The organism is Nocardia sp. NBC_01327 (genome assembly GCF_035958815.1).
Classification (GTDB): domain Bacteria; phylum Actinomycetota; class Actinomycetes; order Mycobacteriales; family Mycobacteriaceae; genus Nocardia.
Genome location: NZ_CP108383.1, coordinates 1 through 19886 on the forward strand (window position 1 = coordinate 1; position 19886 = coordinate 19886).

Sequence of the window (19886 nt, forward strand, 5' to 3'; positions counted from 1 at the left end):
TTGCGAATGATGTTCCGGCGGTGTCCTACTCTCCCACACCCTGTCGAGTGCAGTACCATCGGCGCAGGTGGCCTTAGCTTCCGGGTTCGGAATGGGACCGGGCGTTTCCCCACCGCTATAGCCGCCGTAACTCTATGAAACTGTCACACTTCGTGTGCCACAGGATATTTCGAGGGCCAGCCCTCGAACACCCGAACGGGTGGCCGAGGCAAGAGCCTCGATATCCAGGGGCCCGGGGACAAGGTCCCCGAAACCACCCACACAACGAAGTTGTGTGTTGTTTCAGATACCGCACAGTGGACGCGTAGCTTCTTTGTTGGTAAGTCCTCGGCCTATTAGTACAGGTCACCTGCACCCGTTACCGGGCTTCCAGTTCCTGCCTATCAACCCAATGGTCTGTTGGGGGCCTTAACCTATCAAGTAGGTGAGAAACCTCATCTTGGAACAGGCTTCCCGCTTAGATGCTTTCAGCGGTTATCCCTTCCGAACGTAGCAAACCAGCCGTGCCCTTGGCAGGACAACTGGCACACCAGAGGTTCGTCCGTCCCGGTCCTCTCGTACTAGGGACAGCCTTCCTCAAGTTTCTGACGCGCGCGGCGGATAGAGACCGAACTGTCTCACGACGTTCTAAACCCAGCTCGCGTGCCGCTTTAATGGGCGAACAGCCCAACCCTTGGGACCTACTCCAGCCCCAGGATGCGACGAGCCGACATCGAGGTGCCAAACCATCCCGTCGATATGGACTCTTGGGGAAGATCAGCCTGTTATCCCCGGGGTACCTTTTATCCGTTGAGCGACACCGCTTCCACTTGCCGGTGCCGGATCACTAGTCCCGACTTTCGTCCCTGCTCGACCTGTCGGTCTCACAGTCAAGCTCCCTTGTGCACTTGCACTCGACACCTGATTGCCAACCAGGCTGAGGGAACCTTTGGGCGCCTCCGTTACATTTTGGGAGGCAACCGCCCCAGTTAAACTACCCACCAGGCACTGTCCCTGAACCAGATCATGGTCCGAGGTTAGAAGTCCAATACGATCAGAGTGGTATTTCAACGATGACTCCACGAACACTGGCGTGCCCGCTTCACAGTCTCCCACCTATCCTACACAAACCGTACCGAACACCAATACCAAGCTATAGTGAAGGTCCCGGGGTCTTTTCGTCCTGCCGCGCGTAACGAGCATCTTTACTCGTAATGCAATTTCGCCGAGTCTGTGGTTGAGACAGCTGAGAAGTCGTTACGCCATTCGTGCAGGTCGGAACTTACCCGACAAGGAATTTCGCTACCTTAGGATGGTTATAGTTACCACCGCCGTTTACCGGGGCTTAAATTCTCAGCTTCGCACCGAAGTGCTAACCGGTCCTCTTAACCTTCCGGCACCGGGCAGGCGTCAGTCCGTATACATCGTCTTACGACTTCGCACGGACCTGTGTTTTTAGTAAACAGTCGCTTCTCACTGGTCTCTGCGACCTCACCCAGCTCGGGAAGCAAGTTCCGTCACCAGACAAGGCCCTCCTTCTCCCGAAGTTACGGAGGTATTTTGCCGAGTTCCTTAACCACAGTTATCTCGATCGCCTTAGTATTCTCTACCTGACCACCTGTGTCGGTTTGGGGTACGGGCCATGTACCAGCTCGCTAGAGGCTTTTCTCGGCAGCATAGGATCACTGAATTCGCCTCAATCGGCTACGCATCACCTCTCAGGCTATATGTTGTGCGGATTTGCCTACACAACGCCCTACAGGCTTACACCCGGACAACCATTACCGGGCCCAGCTACCTTCCTGCGTCACCCCATCGCTTGACTACTACCAGCAGGGTCCCATGCAGCCACGTTCCCCCTCGCCCGAAGGCTCGGTAAGACCGCTTTTGGATGGTTAGCACACTAGATTCGCCATTGGGCGCGGATACACGGGTACGGGAATATCAACCCGTTGTCCATCGACTACGCCTGTCGGCCTCGCCTTAGGTCCCGACTCACCCTGGGCGGATTAACCTGGCCCAGGAACCCTTGGTCATTCGGCGGACGAGTTTCTCACTCGTCTTTCGCTACTCATGCCTGCATTCTCACTCGCATGGCCTCCACGGCTGGATCACTCCGCCGCTTCCCTGGCCATACGACGCTCCCCTACCCATCCAGACTCCTGGCCCGAAGGCGGGATAATGTCTGAATGCCGCGGCTTCGGCGGTGTACTTGAGCCCCGCTACATTGTCGGCGCAGGATCACTTGACCAGTGAGCTATTACGCACTCTTTCAAGGGTGGCTGCTTCTAAGCCAACCTCCTGGTTGTCTTCGCGACCCCACATCCTTTTCCACTTAGTACACGCTTAGGGGCCTTAGCCGGCGATCTGGGCTGTTTCCCTCTCGACTACGAAGCTTATCCCCCGCAGTCTCACTGCCACGCTCTCACACACCGGCATTCGGAGTTTGGCTGACTTCGGTAAGCTTGTGGGCCCCCTAGGCCATCCAGTAGCTCTACCTCCGGTGTGAAACACGTGACGCTGCACCTAAATGCATTTCGGGGAGAACCAGCTATCACGGAGTTTGATTGGCCTTTCACCCCTACCCACAACTCATCCCCTCAGTTTTCAACCTAAGTGGGTTCGGGCCTCCACGACGTCTTACCGTCGCTTCACCCTGGCCATGGGTAGATCACTCCGCTTCGGGTCCATAGTGTGCGACTAGAGTTCGCCCTATTCGGACTCGCTTTCGCTACGGCTACCCCACACGGGTTAACCTCGCCACACACCGATGACTCGCAGGCTCATTCTTCAAAAGGCACGCCATCACCCCACGAACAAGTTCGAAGGCTCTGACGGATTGTAAGCGCACGGTTTCAGGTACTATTTCACTCCCCTCCCGGGGTACTTTTCACCTTTCCCTCACGGTACTAGTCCGCTATCGGTCACCAGGTAGTATTCAGGCTTATCGGGTGGTCCCGACAGATTCACGGCAGATTTCACGGGCCCGCTGCTACTCGGGTGCCTACTACAACAGAGAACACGTTTTCGTCTACCGGACTCTCACCGTCTACGGTTGGCCGTCCCAGACCAATTCGACTAACGCATTCTTTTCTGACTGTTGCCCATCACGGCAGTGATGAGAAAGTAGGTCCCACAACCCCAAGAACGCAACGCCTGCCGGCTATCACACGCTCCTGGTTTAGCCTCTTCCGCTTTCGCTCGCCACTACTCACGGAATCACTGTTGTTTTCTCTTCCTGTGGGTACTGAGATGTTTCACTTCCCCACGTTCCCTCCACACGCCCTATATATTCAGGCGCGGGTAACACGACATCACTCGTGCTGGGTTTCCCCATTCGGACATCCTCGGATCTCAGCTCGGTTGACAGCTCCCCGAGGCTTATCGCAGCCTCCTACGTCCTTCATCGGCTCCTGGTGCCAAGGCATCCACCGTACGCTCTTACACACTTACTAACAAAGATGCTCGCGTCCACTGTGCAGTTCTCAAACAACACACCCGCATCGGATTCGAATCCAAGACCTTTCCGGCAGAGCCGGCGGTTTCGAGGAGATCCGAGCAGATCGTTATCTTGCCTGGAAAGAAAGACTCGCGTCTATTCTTTCAGGACCCAACAGTGTGTCGATATATTCACCACGATCTCGGACTGAGCCGAAACCATGTGCGATGAAGCTTGTCAGTGTTCCACCCATGAGCGTCCGCAGTCCCACATATGGGGACTAAACGGTCTCTGACGCATTCTCGTCCGACTGTTCGGAGAGCGTTGCGTAGATGTGCTCCTTAGAAAGGAGGTGATCCAGCCGCACCTTCCGGTACGGCTACCTTGTTACGACTTCGTCCCAATCGCCAATCCCACCTTCGACGGCTCCCTCCACAAGGGTTAGGCCACCGGCTTCGGGTGTTACCGACTTTCATGACGTGACGGGCGGTGTGTACAAGGCCCGGGAACGTATTCACCGCAGCGTTGCTGATCTGCGATTACTAGCGACTCCAACTTCACGGGGTCGAGTTGCAGACCCCGATCCGAACTGAGACCGGCTTTAAGGGATTCGCTCCACCTCGCGGTATCGCAGCCCTCTGTACCGGCCATTGTAGCATGTGTGAAGCCCTGGACATAAGGGGCATGATGACTTGACGTCGTCCCCACCTTCCTCCGAGTTGACCCCGGCAGTCTCTCACGAGTCCCCGCCATTACGCGCTGGCAACATAAGATAAGGGTTGCGCTCGTTGCGGGACTTAACCCAACATCTCACGACACGAGCTGACGACAGCCATGCACCACCTGTACACCGACCACAAGGGGGGCCGTATCTCTACGGCTTTCCGGTGTATGTCAAACCCAGGTAAGGTTCTTCGCGTTGCATCGAATTAATCCACATGCTCCGCCGCTTGTGCGGGCCCCCGTCAATTCCTTTGAGTTTTAGCCTTGCGGCCGTACTCCCCAGGCGGGGTACTTAATGCGTTAGCTACGGCACGGATCCCGTGGAAGGAAACCCACACCTAGTACCCACCGTTTACGGCATGGACTACCAGGGTATCTAATCCTGTTTGCTACCCATGCTTTCGCTTCTCAGCGTCAGTTACTTCCCAGAGACCCGCCTTCGCCACCGGTGTTCCTCCTGATATCTGCGCATTTCACCGCTACACCAGGAATTCCAGTCTCCCCTGAAGTACTCTAGTCTGCCCGTATCCCCTGCAAGCTTAAGGTTGAGCCCCAAGTTTTCACAGAAGACGTGACAGACCGCCTACAAGCTCTTTACGCCCAGTAATTCCGGACAACGCTCGCACCCTACGTATTACCGCGGCTGCTGGCACGTAGTTGGCCGGTGCTTCTTCTACAGGTACCGTCACTTGCGCTTCGTCCCTGTCAAAAGGGGTTTACAACCCGAAGGCCGTCATCCCCCACGCGGCGTCGCTGCATCAGGCTTTCGCCCATTGTGCAATATTCCCCACTGCTGCCTCCCGTAGGAGTCTGGGCCGTGTCTCAGTCCCAGTGTGGCCGGTCACCCTCTCAGGTCGGCTACCCGTCGTCGCCTTGGTGGGCCGTTACCCCACCAACAAGCTGATAGGCCGCGGGCCCATCTCGCACCGATAAATCTTTCCACCTTCGAACATGCATCCGAAAGTCATATCCGGTATTAGACCCAGTTTCCCAGGCTTATCCCAGAGTGCGAGGCAGATCACCCACGTGTTACTCACCCGTTCGCCGCTCGTGTACCCCGAAGGGCCTTACCGCTCGACTTGCATGTGTTAAGCACGCCGCTAGCGTTCGTCCTGAGCCAGGATCAAACTCTCCGTTGAAGACTCTCAACTCCATCCTTACGGATGCAATCGGAAGAATTAACCAGAGTCCGAAAACCATGGCAAAACAAAACGCCAGCAAAAAAGTATTTGCTGACTAAATGTCCGACCTCTCAACCGGGGGGTATGAGAAGCCGGAACCAATAATAATATTGGCACTGACATTCATCGACACACTATTGAGTTCTCAAAGAACACACGCACACAGAACTTCGCGGGCTCTTTGTCCCGGTCGGTCTCTGAGGCAACTTTTACAGCTTAGCCCTTACCGCACAGCAGAACCAAATCCGCTGGTCAGGAGAGCTAGTGTGACTGTCGGGCGCTCCTCGTACAACCTCGTTTCCCAGGCCGTTAAGGCTCCGGGTCGGTGTCCGTGTCGCTCTGACTCGAACTAAGTTACGTGTCGCTACGAATGAAGTCAAATCGGCTGGTCAGGGGCTTGAACCCGGCAATCCGAACGAATGGTCTTGGTCGCGGACCGCCGAAGCGCACCCTAGAGGGCGTGTACGTCTGCGATTGGTCGATTACCACCGGCATCCTCGACGAGTTCGCAGAGCGACTCCCCGGCCATCAGCACAACGCGTCCATCCCCCCACACGCGCAGGACATCTCGCAGACGGCGGAGGCCGTCCCACAGCACGCGGAGTGGCGCGTCAGCTGGCTCCCGGGCCGGCTGCTGACCCGAGACCAGGCGATCGCCGCCATCGAATTGGTCGAACTCCTCTATGCCCCTGCCCCGTACAGCGATGCGGCCTGCCGCGCCGCCATCGCGGCGGCCGCCGAACTCGTCGGCGTCCGGCCCATCGATGCGGCGGCCACACTCTCGGAACGACATCCCCGGCCCTGACTCGCCCCACGTAGAAAGTCCGCGAAACCACAAGGGCCGGTCCACCGTGAGGGTGGACCGGCCCGCGTCATCCAGCTACGGAGCCGTGGATCAGCTCGCGTTATCCGTGCACTTCGACGTGACCAGGATGCCCGGCCCACCCGACGCACTCAGCGACGACGGCCGGAACGCCTGCGACAGCGCCTGCCGCTCCGCCTCGAAACGCGTGGGCGCCGAGGCCCAGAAGTACCGGGAGTCGGAATCCGACGTCTTGGCGATGGCGCCGCAGCCGTCGACGAAACGCACCGCGATGTGGCAGTACTCCGGGTCGCCGCAGTCGTTCAGCGCATCCCGATCCGCCTCTGCCCAGTTCGGGTAGTTGTATGCGGCAGACCAGTTCTCGGTGTTGTCATCCCATTGCAGCAGCGCGATCGAACCGTAGAGTCGTCCATCCGGTCCCGCTTCGGCGCTCGCGGATCCCGCGCCCGCCACCGCACCGGCCATCATCGAGACAGCCGCCAGCCCCAGGGCGATTTTGCCCATTCCAAACATTCGAGATACTCCCCATCAGAAACGGTTTCGCGAATGAAACCGGTTGTGACAGTAGCTCGAAGGTCCGACAAACTCGAGTCGATAAGACAGCTGCGAAAACGCCGAAGGCCGGCCCACCCGAGGGTGGACCGGCCTTCAGTTGTGTACTGCGAGAACCGAATCGGTTCGACGCGGACTCAGATCCGGGGGATCAGAAGTCCATGCCGCCCATGCCACCGGTCGGGTCGCCCGCGGGGGCGGCCTTCTCCGGCTTGTCGGCGACGACGGCCTCGGTGGTGAGGAACAGAGCCGCGATGGAAGCCGCGTTCTGCAGGGCCGAGCGGGTGACCTTGACCGGGTCGGCAACGCCGGCGGCCAGCAGGTCGACGTACTCGCCGGTGTCGGCGTTGAGGCCGTGGCCGGCGGGAAGGTTCGAGACCTTCTCGGCGACAACGCCGGGCTCCAGGCCCGCGTTGAAGGCGATCTGCTTCAGCGGAGCCGAGAGCGCGACGCGAACGATGTTCGCGCCGGTGGCCTCGTCACCGGTGAGGGTCAGCTCGTCCAGCGCCGGGGCGGCCTGCACGAGAGCCACGCCGCCACCGGCGACGATGCCCTCTTCGACGGCAGCCTTGGCGTTGCGCACGGCATCTTCGATGCGGTGCTTGCGCTCCTTGAGCTCGACCTCGGTCGCAGCGCCGGCCTTGATCACCGCAACACCGCCGGCCAGCTTGGCCAGGCGCTCCTGCAGCTTCTCACGGTCGTAATCCGAGTCCGAGTTCTCGATCTCGGTGCGGATCTGCGCCACGCGGCCCTTGATGGCCTCCGGGTCGCCGGCACCCTCGACGATGGTGGTCTCGTCCTTGGTGATGACAACCTTGCGGGCGGTGCCGAGCAGCTCGATGCCGGCGGTGTCCAGGGACAGGCCGACCTCTTCGCTGATGACCTCGCCACCGGTGAGGATGGCGATATCGGCCAGCATGGCCTTGCGGCGGTCACCGAAGCCCGGCGCCTTGACGGCGATGGACTTGAAGGTGCCACGAATCTTGTTGACCACCAGGGTGGAAAGGGCTTCGCCCTCGACGTCCTCGGCGATGATCAGCAGCGGCTTGCCGGCCTGGATGACCTTCTCCAGCAGCGGCAGCAGGTCCTTGACGGTCGAGATCTTCGAGCCGACGAGCAGGATGTACGGATCCTCGAGGGTCGCTTCCTGACGCTCCGGGTCGGTGACGAAGTAACCCGAGATGTAGCCCTTGTCGAAGCGCATGCCCTCGGTGAGCTCCAGCTGGAGACCGAAGGTGTTGCTCTCCTCGACGGTGATGACACCTTCCTTGCCGACCTTGTCCATGGCCTCGGCGATCAGATCACCGATGGACGAGTCGCCGGCCGAGATACCGGCGGTGGCAGCGATCTGCTCCTTGGTCTCGACCTCCTTGGCGGTCTCGAGCAGGCGGGCAGTGATGGCCGCAACGGCCTTCTCGATGCCACGCTTCAGACCCAGCGGGTTCGCACCGGCCGCGACATTGCGCAGGCCTTCGCGTACCAGCGCCTGGGCGAGCACGGTGGCGGTGGTGGTGCCGTCGCCAGCGACGTCGTCCGTCTTCTTGGCAACTTCCTTGACGAGCTCCGCGCCGATCTTCTCGTACGGATCTTCGAGCTCGATTTCCTTGGCGATGGAGACACCATCGTTGGTGATGGTGGGGGCGCCCCACTTCTTCTCCAGCACGACATTGCGGCCCTTCGGGCCCAGCGTCACCTTGACAGCGTCGGCCAGGGCGTTCAGACCCCGCTCGAGACCGCGGCGAGCCTCTTCGTCGTACGCAATTGTCTTGGCCATTGCGTTGAGATCCTCCAGATCAGGGGATTGACACGATCTGGCCAGGCGCGGTGCCCGCGACGGACGACCATAGGGGCCTCACCGTCCCGACCTAGCACTCACAGGTCAGGAGTGCCAAGCCATTTCTAGCACTCACACACCGGGAGTGCAAGGTCGGGGCTCAGCGCACCAGACGGTCGTCCACCCGCAGTAGCAGCGCAATCAGCGCATCGGTACGGCGCTCCTCGGGGGTACGCGGCTCACCCTGATCGATATTGACCAGCTCGGCGTCGTTCAACAGCAACTCCGCCTCGATCCGCATGATGGCGCGGACGAACACCGGAGCCACGTCGGGGGGCAGGTCACCGTTCACGATGAACCCGCCGTCCGGCGCCTCTTCGGTGGAGACATAGGAGAGCGCGCGCACCAGATCTGCGCGGCGTTCCCCTGCAACTAGGTCGGAACCTTCGTCGTCCGCCATGCCCACATGGTATCCGCCGTGGCTAGTGGGACACGTGAGGCGGGGTTCACTGCGCGTCAGCTGCGGGGTCCGCGAACTGCGCGAGCAGTTCCTCGAGGTCCGCCGATACCGCGTCCTTCTCCAGACCGAGGCCGGAGAGCACACCGGTACCGGCCTCCACCTCCAGCAGCGCGAGCAGCAGATGCTCGGTGCCGATGTAGTTGTGGCCCAGGCGAAGTGCCTCCCGGAAGGTCAACTCCAGGACCTTCTTGGCCTGAGAATCGAAGGGAATCAAGGCCGGAATCTTCTCCGCGGGGGCGGGCAGGGCGGCGGTGGCGACCCGGCGGACCGCGTCCACACTCACACCCTTGGCCTTGACAACCTGCACCGCAAGCGAATCCGGCTCCCGCAGCAGACCCAGGACCAGGTGCTCGGGGACGATCTCGGCATTGCTGCCGTTGCGGGCCTCCTCCTGCGCGGCGATGACGACGCTGCGGGCCCGGTGCGTGAAGCGCGCGAAGCCGGTGCTCGGATCGAGCGCCGCGGCGTCGGCGGCATCGCCCGGAGCCTTGGGGACGAAACGCTTCTGCGCGGCCTGCTTGGTGACGCCCATGCTGCGGCCGATATCGGTCCAGGAGGCTCCGGAGCGACGGGCCTGGTCGACGAAGTGGCCGATCAGATGATCGGCCAGGTCACCGAGGTGATCGGCGGCGACCACGGCATCGGAGAGCTGCTCGAGGGTGTTGTCGGGACGGGCCTTCTTGATGCCGTCGATCAGATCGTCGAGGCGAAAGGGAGTGGTCATGCGTCAACTTTAGGTTGACCATCCAGCGGTGGTCAACCCTTAGTTGACGATTTCCGAAGGCGGATTCAGGGCCGCGCCGAACTACCCGCGGTGCGCACGATCTGCTCCTTGACCCAGGCCGCGGTACGACCGGTCAGGACCGTGCGGGCGGGTGAATCGTCGGCGTGCACGAATTGGACGACGGCGTCGCGGCGGCCCAGGCTCACGCACTGCAGGACGTAGCGGAAACGGCGGGGCGCGGGCGTCTTTCTGGCGAGACGCGCGGTCAGGGCGGTCGCGGCGTATTTGCCGGCAGGCAGTGCGGTGGCGCACGCCATGCGCAATTCGCGATCCTCCGGACCGGTCATGACCGCCGAATCGCCGACGGCGTACACCTCGGGATGCGAACGGGACCGCAGTTCGTCGTCGACCAGGACCCGGCCGCGGGGATCCACGGCCAGGCCCGAGCGGGCGGCCAGCTCCGGGACCGCGAATCCGGCTGTCCAGAGCACCGTTTCGGCGGACAGGCGGGCTCCGCCGACCAGCTCGAGACCGTCGGCGGTCACCTCCGCGACCTTCGCACCGGCGTGCACCTCGACGCCCAGGCGCTCCAGCACCGCGCGAATGTGAGTGCGGGCCCTGTCCGACAGCCAGGCTCCCGGCTCCTCGGCGCTCACCAGCAGCACCGTGAGATCCGGTCGGGCCTCGGCCAATTCGGTGGCGGTCTCGATACCGGTGGAACCGCCGCCGACCACCGCGACCCGGCCGGACAGCGCGGACGCTCGCCGCACATCCTCCGGCGTCGCCACCGAGTGGGCGTACTCGGCGACTCCCGGCACACCACCGACATCGGCGACACTGCCCAGGGCGTAGACGAGCGAGTCGTAGGAGACCGGCGGCGCATCCTCCAGCCGCACCTGGCGGGCGGCGGTGTCGATGTCGATCGCCCTACCCTGGACGAACTGTATTCCCTTGCGCTCCAGCATCTCTCGAAGATTCCACCGCGGGATCTGCTGACCGGCGAGCAGCTGATGCAGGCGCACCCGCTCCACCAGTTCGGTGCGTGTGTCGATCACCGTGACGCGTACGCCGCGCGCCCGCGCCGCCTGCCGCGCCGCCGCCAATCCGGCATACCCCGCGCCGAGCACGACGATTCGATGTTCTCCGGTCATGAGAGAGCTCCTTTCCCCAAGGACGACCCTGCGCCGGGCCGACACTCTCTAGACCGGACAGCCCCGCGATCCCTGACAACTCCCGCATGTGTGCTGCGTCACCGACGCGCGAAAGTGGTGGTCAGGCCGTGCGCGACGCGGCTTTGTCGGCGCGCACGAAGTAGGCCAGCTTGTCGGGGTTGACGATCAGCCGCAGCGAGGCCAGTCGGCCGTCCGCGAATTCGGCGGACGCGATCAGGATGGTCACGTCGGCCGCGCGGGCCACGATGGCGGGCGCACCGTTGACATCCTCGACGGCCAGGGACAGATCCGGGATGTCGTGGGAGAAGAGCCAGGCGACGTAGCGGGCCACGCGGCCGGCGCCGACCACGGCGCGGCGGGCGGCATTCACCTTGTCGCCGCCGTCCGCGACCGAGACGATATCCGCGGTGAACATGGCCTCCAGAGCCGCCAGATCACCGGATCCGGCTGCGGTCAGGAACTTTTCGAACAGGGCGCGCGCATGCGCGGGAGCCGGATCGAAGCGGGGGCGCTCCTCGCGCACGCGCAGGGTGGCACGGCGGTAGAGCTGCTGGGAATTGGCTTCGGTGAGGTCGAGCATGTCGGCGATCTCGCGATGCGCGTAGCCGAAGGCCTCGCGCAGGACGAACACCGCGCGCTCGGCGGCGGTCAAGCGTTCGAGCAAGGTCAGGAAGGCCAGGGAGACCAGTTCGCGCTGTTCGGCCGATTCGAGGGGGCCCAGCTCATCGGTCGCCACCGGCTCGGGTAGCCAGGGGCCGATATAGGTTTCGCGGCGGGCACGGGCCGAATCCAGCCAGGTGCGGCACAGATTCACCAGTACGGTGGTCAACCAGGCTTCGGTGGAACGGATTTCGGCGCGATCGGCGGCGGCCCAGCGCAGATAGGTCTCCTGCACGGCGTCCTCGGCCTCGCTCGCCGAACCCAGCAGCCGGTACGCGAGCGCGAACAGGCGCGGACGATGTCGCTCGTATTCCACCAGCCCGCCGGCGTCCATCACTTCACCCGTCCTCGTACGTAGGTTCGGGACGATACGCCTGCGCGCCACCCCGCCAGTGGTGACCATCCACACGCCCCTACGGTCCGCTGCACACCTGAGAGAACCGCAACCGATCACCGCGGAAGACCGCACCCGGCGGCCACGCCGGCGGGTGCACGGGAATCGGTTGCGCCGCACTGCCTATCGGCGGGACGCGCCGGGGAGTTACTTCGCCGCGCCGATGGCGTTTGCTACCGATGTGCCGGCATAGGCGGGTGCGAGGCAGACGAGTTTGGCGGTGCCGAGGGCGACATTGGGACTGCCGTCGAATTTGGAACCCGGGTTGGCGGCCAGGACCTGCTGGATGACCTGCTTCTCGGTGTCGTTGTCGAGATCGCGGAAGTCGCCGCAGGTGGTCTGGGCGCCGTCGGGCGCGGTGGTCTTCTTGGCGGCCGCGGCGGTGGTGTTCGCTCCGGCGGGCGGCTCGACGGGCGCGTCGGCCGTAGTGGCGGCGACCGGGGCGGAAGCGGGTGTGGCAGTGGGCGTGCCGGTGGATGCGGCGGCACTGCCGGAGCTCGGAACGGCCTTGGTCTGGCTGCTCGCTTCGGTGGATTTGCCCGATCCGCAGCCGGCTAGACCCAGCACCAGCGCACCGGCGGCGAGGGCGACGATCACAGTCTGTTTCATACCCTTTTCCGAGCTTCCCGAGAGTGCCTGCGCACCGGGGCGCCCGGCGCTCGGAGCAGAGTACCCGCCGCTGCCCGCTACCGGTAGCAAGAGCACTCCCGTATCGTCACTATCAGGCGAAATGAGACGAATCACGTGCAACCAGAGGAGATCTCATGCCTGCACCGAAAACCCCGATCGTCTTCATCCACGGCCTGTGGATGCACAGCGACAGCTGGACACCGTGGCTCGAGTACTTCGACCGCGCGGGCTTCGCGCCCATCGCCCCCGGCTGGCCCGGCGACGGACGGGATCCGGCGGCCACCCGGGCCAATGCCGAGGCTCTGAACAATCGCGGCATCGCCGAAGTCACCGAGCACTACACCAAATACATTGCCGACCTGCCCGCGCCGCCGATCGTCGTCGGCCACTCCTTCGGCGGGCTCATCGCACAGCAGCTGCTGGCCGCGGGCAGCGCAATCGGCGGCATTGCCATAGCGCCCGCACAGTGCCGGGGCGTGTACGTGCTACCGCCTGTTCAATTGCGCAGTGTCGGAAGGATTCTCGCAAAGCCGTGGTCGAGCCGTAAGACCTGGTCGCACACCGCCGACAGCTATCACCGCGTCTTCGGCAATGCCATCAGTCGCGCGGAATCGGATCAGCTGTTCCGGCAGTACGCGATTCCCGCGCCGGCCAAACCACTGTTCCAGCTGGCCCTGGCGAATGTCAGCCCCAAGAGCGAAGCCGCCGTGGACGTCCATGCCGTGCGCGGGCCGCTGCTGCTGATCGCGGGCGCGGAGGACCGGGCCACTCCCCCGGCCGTGGTGCGCGCGCAATATCGCCTGCAGCAGCGCAATCCGGGTGTCACGGAGTTGAAGGTGCTCGACGGCCGCGGGCACTCCATGGTGGCCGATCACTGCTGGCACAATCTCGCGGATCTCTCGCTCGACTTCCTCAGCAGCCACAAACTCGGTCCGGAAGAATGAAAATCCCTGGGAGACAAGTCTTCCCAGGGATTTCGACACTACCGGCGGACGTCAGTGCAGGTGGCTCTGCCAGTCCGCCGGCACCCGCTCACGCGGCCCGGGCACGGTCTGATTCGCCGGATGCGAATGCGGTGCGGCCAAATCCGGGCCCTCGCCGTACATTTCGTCGGTCGCGTAGTTGTAGAACCAGTCCTCGCCCGGCTCGTAGCTCTGCGCGAACGGGTGCCCGGCGTCCTTGAAATGCTTGGACGCGTGCTGCGACGGGGAACTGTCGCAGCAGCCGACGTGGCCGCACTGGGCGCAGCGGCGCAGATGCAGCCACCAGCCCTGGGCCGCGTCGCAGTCCTGACAGCCGGGGCCGCTGGGGGCCGCGGACGGATCGATTCCCTCGATCTTCTCCGACATCACTGGTCTCCTGTATCAGCTTGCAATGCTTACGGTTTCGATACTCCCAGGCACATCGACGCGCTCGAACGGAATCCGCACGATGAACCGGGTATCACCCGGCTCCGACTCCACCCGGATATCGCCGTGATGCTTGTTCACCACAATGCGGAACGAGATATCCAGTCCCAGACCGGTTCCCTCGCCCACCGGCTTGGTGGTGAAGAACGGTTCGAAGATGCGGGTGCGGATCTCCTCCGGCACACCCGGCCCGGTATCGCCGATTTCCACTGCGACACAGGGCCCGTCGCGATAGGTGCGCACGGTGAGGGTGCCGCGGCCGTCCATGGCCGAGATGGCATTGTCGATCAGATTCGTCCACACCTGATTCAGTTCCGCCGCGTAGCAGGGCACCGGCGGCAGCGCGAGGTCGTACTCCTTGACCACCTGGACATTGTCGCCGATCTTGCGGCCCAGCATGACCAGCGTGCTGTCGAGCAGCTCATGGATGTCGACCACCTGGAACGGGGCCCGATCCATCTGCGAGTACTGCTTGGCCGCGTTCACCAGGGTGGAGATGCGGGTGGTGGAGTCGGAGATCTCGTTCATGAGCAGCTCGGTCTCGACCGTGTAGTTGAGCCAGCGGATCGCGCCCTCGAAAACCGCGCCCTCACAACCGGTGAGCGTGCCGTGCACCTTCTCCAGCCAGTCGATATCGAAACCGGCCTGTACGAAGGTCGGGGCGATATCCCAGCCGTTGGCGATATCGTGCGCCTCCAGCCAATCGCCGAGCTCGTCCTCGCGATCGGCCGCCTCCAGCGGGGTCAGCGTCGGCGCCTTCGCCACCTGGGCGGCGGCCTCCTCCTGCAATTGCGCCAGCGCCTCCATGGTCGCGGAGTCGAACTTGCCGTGCGCCATCATCTTCAGCTTGTGCCGCATACCGGCCACGCGCTCACGCAGCGAGGAGGTGGCGCGCACGGCCGCGGCGGCCGGATTGTTCAGCTCGTGCGTCAGGCCCGCCGACAGCGAACCCAGCGCCAGCAGGCGTTCGCGCTGCCCGATGATCTCGTTGGAATTGCGATTGCCGAAGAACACGCCCTCCAGCAGATGCAATGCCATCGGGAACCATTCCTTCATCATGTGCGAGAAGGTTCCGGCATCCAGCACGAAGAATTTCGACGGCTTGGTGACATAGAAGGACGCGCTGTAGTTCTGGTCGACCTTATCGCCCATATACGCGGTCCAGGCACCGGAATACGACCCGTGATGATCGGTGCGGACGAGTTCGATCTCCTCGCCCGCCGAAATCTTGGTCATCCGGACCTCGCCCTCCATGAGGACGTAGAAGCAGGTGGCCGGTTCACCCTCGCGGAAGACCAGACCCGGTTCGAAACGCTCGACCCGGCCGTCCTTGCACAGCCAGGCGAGTTGTTCGTCGGTCAGCTTCTCGAAGAGGAACAGGTCCCGAAGTTCATTGGGATCGCAGATCAGTGATGTTGTTCCCACAGTTCGACTCCTACTGTTTCGCGATCCAGCGGTGGACCAGCATGACGGCCATCGCGCCCTCGCCGACGGCGGACGCCACCCGCTTCGCCGATTCCGAACGTACGTCGCCGGCCACGAAAACGCCGGGAACGCTGGTCTCCAGATGTTGCGGCGGACGCGGTAGCTCCCAGCCCGCCGGGCGGTTGCCGTCGACCATCAGGTCGGGTCCGGCCAGTACATAGCCCTTGTCGTCGCGGTGGACGACACCATCCAGCCATTCGGTTTCGGGGGCAGCGCCGATGAACAGGAACAACCGTTCGGCATCCACTTTTTCTTCCGTGCCGGTCGCATTGTCACGCAGCACGATCCGCTCCAGATGATCGTCACCGTCCGCCGACACCACCTCGGTGCGGGGATGCACCTTGATATTCGGGATCTGCTCGATCTGCTGGATCAGATAGTGCGACATGGAATCGACCAGCGACGTCGCCCGCACCAGAATGTGCACGGTGCGCGCGTGCCGGGACATGTAGACCGCCGCCTGACCGGCCGAATTCGCGCCGCCGACAATGTAGATGTCGCGGTCGCTGCAATCGGACGCCTCGGTCATCGCGGAGCCGTAGTAGACGCCGCGGCCGGTGAAATCGTCCACCCCGGGCGCCGGATGATGCCGGTAGTTGACGCCGGTCGCGATCAATACGCTGTGGGCGGAAATGCTGCCGCCGTCGGCGAACTTCACCACCCGTGCGGCGCCGCACGGTTCCAGGCTGACCACCTCGCGTGCGGTGATGAGTTCGGCGCCGAATTTGACGGCCTGCCGCCGCGCCCGATCGGCCAGCTGGGAACCGGATACGCCGTCCGGGAAGCCCAGGTAGTTCTCGATGCGCGAGCTCTGGCCCGCCTGTCCGCCCGTCGCGGTGCGCTCGACCAGTACCGTGCGCAGGCCCTCCGACGCGCCGTAGACGGCCGCGCCCAGACCGGCCGGGCCGCCGCCGACCACGATCAGGTCGTAGAACTCGCTGGCGGGAACGATATTGAGACCGACGGCGGCCGCCAATTCCGAGTCGGACGGCATCCGCAGTACTTCACCGGACTGATTGATGACGACCGGACAGTCGTCCTCGGTGGCATTCGCGGCGGCCAGCATCCGGGCGCCCTCGGGCTCGTCCACCTGATACCAGCGATACGACAATTGATTGCGCGCCAAGAACTCCCGGACCTCGGAGCAGCGGGCCGACCAGCGGTGTCCCACCACCTTGGTCTCCGTCACCGGTTTGTGGTCATCGCTGCGCCAGGCGTCGAGCAGGGCATCGATCACCGGATAGAGCTTCTCCTCCGGCGGGTCCCACGGCTTGAGCAGGTAGTGATCCAGATCGACCACATTGATGGCCTCGATCGCGGCATCGGTGTCGGCGTAGGCGGTGAGCAGCACCCGCCGGGCGTGCGGATGCAGGTCCATGGCCTGCTCCAGGAATTCGACGCCGTTCATGCCCGGCATCCGATAGTCCGCGATCAGGACCGCGACCGGCTGGCCGCGCAGTTTCAATTCCCGCAATACCTCGAGGGCGTCGGCACCCGACTCCGCCCGCAGGATCCGGTAGTCCGCGCCGAACCGGCGGCGCAGATCACGAACCACGGCACGGGAGACGCCTGGGTCGTCGTCCACGCTGAGGATGGCCGGTTTGGCGGCAGCTGGTGAAGTCACTTAATGAGTATGAGCCGAGTTGGCAAGTGATTTCGGCCTACGCTGCCCCCGAGAGACGATCGCCACGTCAGATCCGGTGATGCTGAACGATATCGAGCTCGTTCGGTGTGAGCAGTCGCTCCAACCGTTCTTCGAGTTGACCGTTCGGTCTGGTCCGTCTCGGCCGCCCGGGCGGTTGCGCGGCGTCGCGGTTCTCGTCGGCGGGCAGCAGCGGAACCGTCTTGGTTCTGCGATGCAGGAGCGCTAGCAATTTCACGGCCGATCACCTCACGTTTCGCATCGGAAGCTGGTGGCCTTAACTGTTATTTCGTCTATCCCACATTGTGCGTTAGCCATTACCTTCAGCAATGCGGCAACACAGGAATGTGATGCAGTTGATTTTCAGTGTTCGGTTCGATGTTCGAATGGGAACTAGGATCGCTGGTATCCATCGTCACATCTCTCGGAGGCAGCGTTGCCGAACACTCTCGAAGCCACCATCGACATCGCAGCACCTCCTGAGCAGGTCTGGAGCATCGTCTCCGATCTCGTGCGGATGCCGGAATTCAGCCCGAACACCGTGCGCGTGCGGCCGTTCGGAAAGATCCGCACCGGAACCTGGATCGTCAATCTCAATCGCGACGGCGCCAAGTACTACCCCACCACGTCCCGGGTGGTGCGATATGAACCCAACCGCGCCATCGCTTTCCGGATGAACGAGAACCTCACGATCTGGAGCTTCACGCTGGAGCCCATCGAGAGCGGCACCCGGGTCGTGCAGCGTCGCGATATCCCCCGCGGGGTCAGCTGGCCCGTCCGGCGCATGATCGAGGCGCTGCTCGGCGGCGAGCAGCACTTCGAGGCGAATCTCGTCAGCGGTATGAACGAAACCCTCGGCAAGATCAAGAAGACCGTCGAGAGCTGATCTGCGTGTTGTCCGGTGGCGCTGCGGGCGGATAAGTAGGTTCGCGGTATGCGACGACTTATAGGTATCTGTGCCGCGGCCACCGGTCTCGCGCTCGTGCTCACCGGTTGCGGTACCGATAACGACCGGTCGGTGACCGTGGCCGGCACCGGCAAGGTGCAGGGCGTTCCGGATGTGCTCACGGCCGATCTCGGAGCCCAGGTGAATGCCGCCGACGTGTCCACCGCCGTCGACGGTGTCAACGACAAGGCCAAGGCCATGACCGACGCCATGGTCGGGGCGGGCATCAAGCGCGAGGACGTGCAGACCAGCGAGCTGTCCGTGCAGCCCACCTACGGCCCGGAGGGCCACACCATCACCGGGTACCAGGCCACCAACTCCGTGCATATCGCGGTGCACGATCTGCCCAAGGCCTCGGCCATCCTGGATGCGGCGGTCAAGGCCGGCGGCAATGACACCCGCGTCAGCTCGGTGGCCTTCAGCCTCGAGGACAACACCAAACTGCTGGCCGATGCGCGCGCCCGCGCGTTCGACGACGCCAAGGCGCGCGCCCAGCAGTACGCGGACCTCGCGGGGCTGAAACTCAAGAGCGTCAAGACGATCAGCGAGGGCGGTGGCGGCAATACCCCGCCGACCGCCATGCGCGATGCGGCGCCCGCGCCGAGCTTCAGCCTCGAACCCGGCCAGCAGACAGTGACTTTCACCGTCAATGTGGTGTGGGAACTCGGATAGCTACTTCCAGTTCGGGAGCGTGACGACCTGTGCCGCATAGGACAGGCCCGCACCGAAGGCGATGAGCAGCGCGGTGCCACCCGGTTTGGCATCGCCCTCGCGCAGTAGCGCCTCCATGGCCAGCGGGATCGAGGCGGCCGAGGTGTTGCCGGTCTCCTCGATGTCATTGGCCAGGGCGCAGTGATCGGGCAGATGCAGGACCCGGGCCATGATCTCGATGATCCGGCCGTTGGCCTGGTGCGGGACCATGGCGTCGAGATCATCGGTCGTGAGGCCCGCGACCTCGATGGCCTCCCGGCACACCTTCTCCAAAGAGTGTGCGGCCCAGCGGAATACGGCCGTGCCCTCCATGGCGAGGTAGGGCCGGACCGCGGCCGTGCCCTGCTCGTCGATCTCGCGGAAGAATTCCATCCAGTTCTTGTCCTGGCGGATGGCGTGATGCTGGGTGCCGTCCGAACCCCAGACGGTGGGGCCGATGCCGGGTTCGTCGGAGGCGCCCACCACCACCGCGCCCGCACCGTCCGCGAACAGGAACGCGGTGCTGCGATCGGCCGGATTGACTGTATCGGTGAGCCGTTCCACGCCGATGACCAGCACGTTCCGGGCGGTGCCGCCCTTCACCAGATCGGAGGCCACGGCCAGCGCGTGGCAGAAACCGGCGCAGCCCGCGGAGATATCGAAGGCGGCGACGCCGGTGCAGCCGAGTTCGGTGGCAATCTGCGGCGCGGCGGCCGGGGTGAGCAGCAGCCAGGTCGAGGTGGCGACAATGACGCAGTCGATATCGCCGGCGCCGATCTCGGCGGCTTCGAGCGCATCGCGGGCGGCCGCGGCGCTCATGAAGATGATCGTTTCGTCTTCCGAGGCGAAGCGGCGATTGCGGATACCGGAGCGGGTCCGGATCCATTCGTCGCTGGACTCGATCGGTCCGGCGACTTCCTCGTTGGTGACGACCCGGGCGGGGCGATAGACGCCGAGTCCGCGTATTGCGGTGTGCTCTACCCCGCTGATCGAGGCAATTCGAGCAGCCATGGTGCTTCTCCTATGTACTGCGCTTCGAACATGACCTTCATCGGGTTGTTCCCCCAGCCCCTCGCGGCCACGATGCCGCAGACATGAGGCCCCCTCATATTAATCGAAACAGCTTCCCATGCATGTGGGTTC

General features: G+C 63.4%; 16 protein-coding genes and 3 rRNA genes. 4 read left to right on the top strand and 15 right to left on the bottom strand.

Annotated features, from left to right (window positions below; translation table 11 throughout):
* Positions 1-12: 12 nt before the first annotated feature.
* From rrf to OG326_RS00015, 3 genes are all read right to left on the bottom strand, one after another.
* Positions 13-129 (bottom strand): 5S ribosomal RNA (gene rrf / locus OG326_RS00005).
* Positions 130-315: 186 nt separating this feature from the next.
* Positions 316-3434: ribosomal RNA gene (locus OG326_RS00010) — 23S ribosomal RNA — on the bottom strand.
* 329 nt (positions 3435-3763) lie between these two features.
* A 16S ribosomal RNA gene (locus tag OG326_RS00015) occupies positions 3764-5280 on the bottom strand.
* The 16S, 23S and 5S rRNA genes sit together here, the layout of an rRNA operon.
* Positions 5281-5782: 502 nt before the next feature.
* Here OG326_RS00015 and OG326_RS00020 point away from each other — a divergent pair.
* Complete coding sequence (locus OG326_RS00020; protein ID WP_327142570.1) at positions 5783-6127, top strand: hypothetical protein; 345 nt, start codon at positions 5783-5785, stop codon at positions 6125-6127.
* Positions 6128-6217: 90 nt separating this feature from the next.
* Here OG326_RS00020 and OG326_RS00025 read toward each other — a convergent pair whose 3' ends face one another.
* The 7 genes from OG326_RS00025 to OG326_RS00055 all read right to left on the bottom strand — a co-directional run bounded on the left by OG326_RS00025 (position 6218) and on the right by OG326_RS00055 (position 12550).
* On the bottom strand, positions 6218-6649 hold the full coding sequence (locus OG326_RS00025) for a DUF4189 domain-containing protein (RefSeq protein WP_327142571.1): 432 nt from the start codon (positions 6647-6649) through the stop codon (positions 6218-6220).
* 199 nt (positions 6650-6848) lie between these two features.
* The gene (groL, locus tag OG326_RS00030; RefSeq protein ID WP_327142572.1) at positions 6849-8471 is read right to left on the bottom strand and encodes a chaperonin GroEL; all 1623 of its coding nucleotides are present in this window, start codon (positions 8469-8471) and stop codon (positions 6849-6851) included.
* A 160-nt stretch (positions 8472-8631) separates the two neighbouring features.
* Positions 8632-8931, bottom strand: coding sequence for a hypothetical protein (locus OG326_RS00035; protein WP_327142573.1), 300 nt, complete (start codon positions 8929-8931; stop codon positions 8632-8634).
* Between the two features lie 46 nt (positions 8932-8977).
* Positions 8978-9715 carry a Clp protease N-terminal domain-containing protein gene (locus OG326_RS00040; RefSeq protein WP_327142574.1) on the bottom strand — a complete coding sequence of 246 codons (738 nt, stop codon included), beginning with the start codon at positions 9713-9715 and terminating at the stop codon, positions 8978-8980.
* 65 nt (positions 9716-9780) lie between these two features.
* Positions 9781-10866, bottom strand: a complete 1086-nt coding sequence (locus OG326_RS00045) for an NAD(P)/FAD-dependent oxidoreductase (protein ID WP_327142575.1) — start codon at positions 10864-10866, stop codon at positions 9781-9783.
* Between the two features lie 121 nt (positions 10867-10987).
* Positions 10988-11881 carry an RNA polymerase sigma-70 factor gene (locus tag OG326_RS00050; RefSeq protein WP_327146301.1) on the bottom strand — a complete coding sequence of 298 codons (894 nt, stop codon included), beginning with the start codon at positions 11879-11881 and terminating at the stop codon, positions 10988-10990.
* A gap of 207 nt (positions 11882-12088) precedes the next feature.
* Complete coding sequence (locus OG326_RS00055; protein WP_327142576.1) at positions 12089-12550, bottom strand: hypothetical protein; 462 nt, start codon at positions 12548-12550, stop codon at positions 12089-12091.
* Positions 12551-12705: 155 nt separating this feature from the next.
* Between OG326_RS00055 and OG326_RS00060 the strand changes: the two genes are divergently transcribed.
* On the top strand, positions 12706-13515 hold the full coding sequence (locus tag OG326_RS00060; protein ID WP_327142577.1) for an alpha/beta hydrolase: 810 nt from the start codon (positions 12706-12708) through the stop codon (positions 13513-13515).
* A 51-nt stretch (positions 13516-13566) separates the two neighbouring features.
* Here the strand turns inward: OG326_RS00060 and OG326_RS00065 are convergent, their stop codons facing one another.
* The 4 genes from OG326_RS00065 to OG326_RS00080 form a co-directional block, all read right to left on the bottom strand.
* A complete protein-coding gene (locus OG326_RS00065; protein WP_327142578.1) occupies positions 13567-13920 on the bottom strand; it encodes a UBP-type zinc finger domain-containing protein in 354 nt (117 codons plus the stop codon).
* A 15-nt stretch (positions 13921-13935) separates the two neighbouring features.
* On the bottom strand, positions 13936-15405 hold the full coding sequence (locus tag OG326_RS00070; RefSeq protein ID WP_327142579.1) for an ATP-binding protein: 1470 nt from the start codon (positions 15403-15405) through the stop codon (positions 13936-13938).
* Positions 15406-15415: 10 nt separating this feature from the next.
* Positions 15416-17089: an FAD-dependent oxidoreductase gene (locus tag OG326_RS00075; RefSeq protein WP_327142580.1), complete on the bottom strand. Its 1674-nt coding sequence runs from the start codon at positions 17087-17089 to the stop codon at positions 15416-15418.
* 67 nt (positions 17090-17156) lie between these two features.
* Positions 17157-17345 carry a hypothetical protein gene (locus OG326_RS00080; RefSeq protein WP_327142581.1) on the bottom strand — a complete coding sequence of 63 codons (189 nt, stop codon included), beginning with the start codon at positions 17343-17345 and terminating at the stop codon, positions 17157-17159.
* Between the two features lie 198 nt (positions 17346-17543).
* Here OG326_RS00080 and OG326_RS00085 point away from each other — a divergent pair, with 198 nt between their 5' ends.
* Both OG326_RS00085 and OG326_RS00090 read left to right on the top strand, forming a co-directional pair.
* The gene (locus OG326_RS00085; RefSeq protein ID WP_327142582.1) at positions 17544-17993 is read left to right on the top strand and encodes an SRPBCC family protein; all 450 of its coding nucleotides are present in this window, start codon (positions 17544-17546) and stop codon (positions 17991-17993) included.
* A 48-nt stretch (positions 17994-18041) separates the two neighbouring features.
* Positions 18042-18725, top strand: a complete 684-nt coding sequence (locus tag OG326_RS00090) for an SIMPL domain-containing protein (protein ID WP_327142583.1) — start codon at positions 18042-18044, stop codon at positions 18723-18725.
* Here OG326_RS00090 and OG326_RS00095 read toward each other — a convergent pair whose 3' ends face one another.
* Positions 18726-19754 carry a beta-ketoacyl-ACP synthase III gene (locus OG326_RS00095; protein ID WP_327142584.1) on the bottom strand — a complete coding sequence of 343 codons (1029 nt, stop codon included), beginning with the start codon at positions 19752-19754 and terminating at the stop codon, positions 18726-18728. It lies immediately after the preceding gene.
* Positions 19755-19886: the final 132 nt, after the last annotated feature.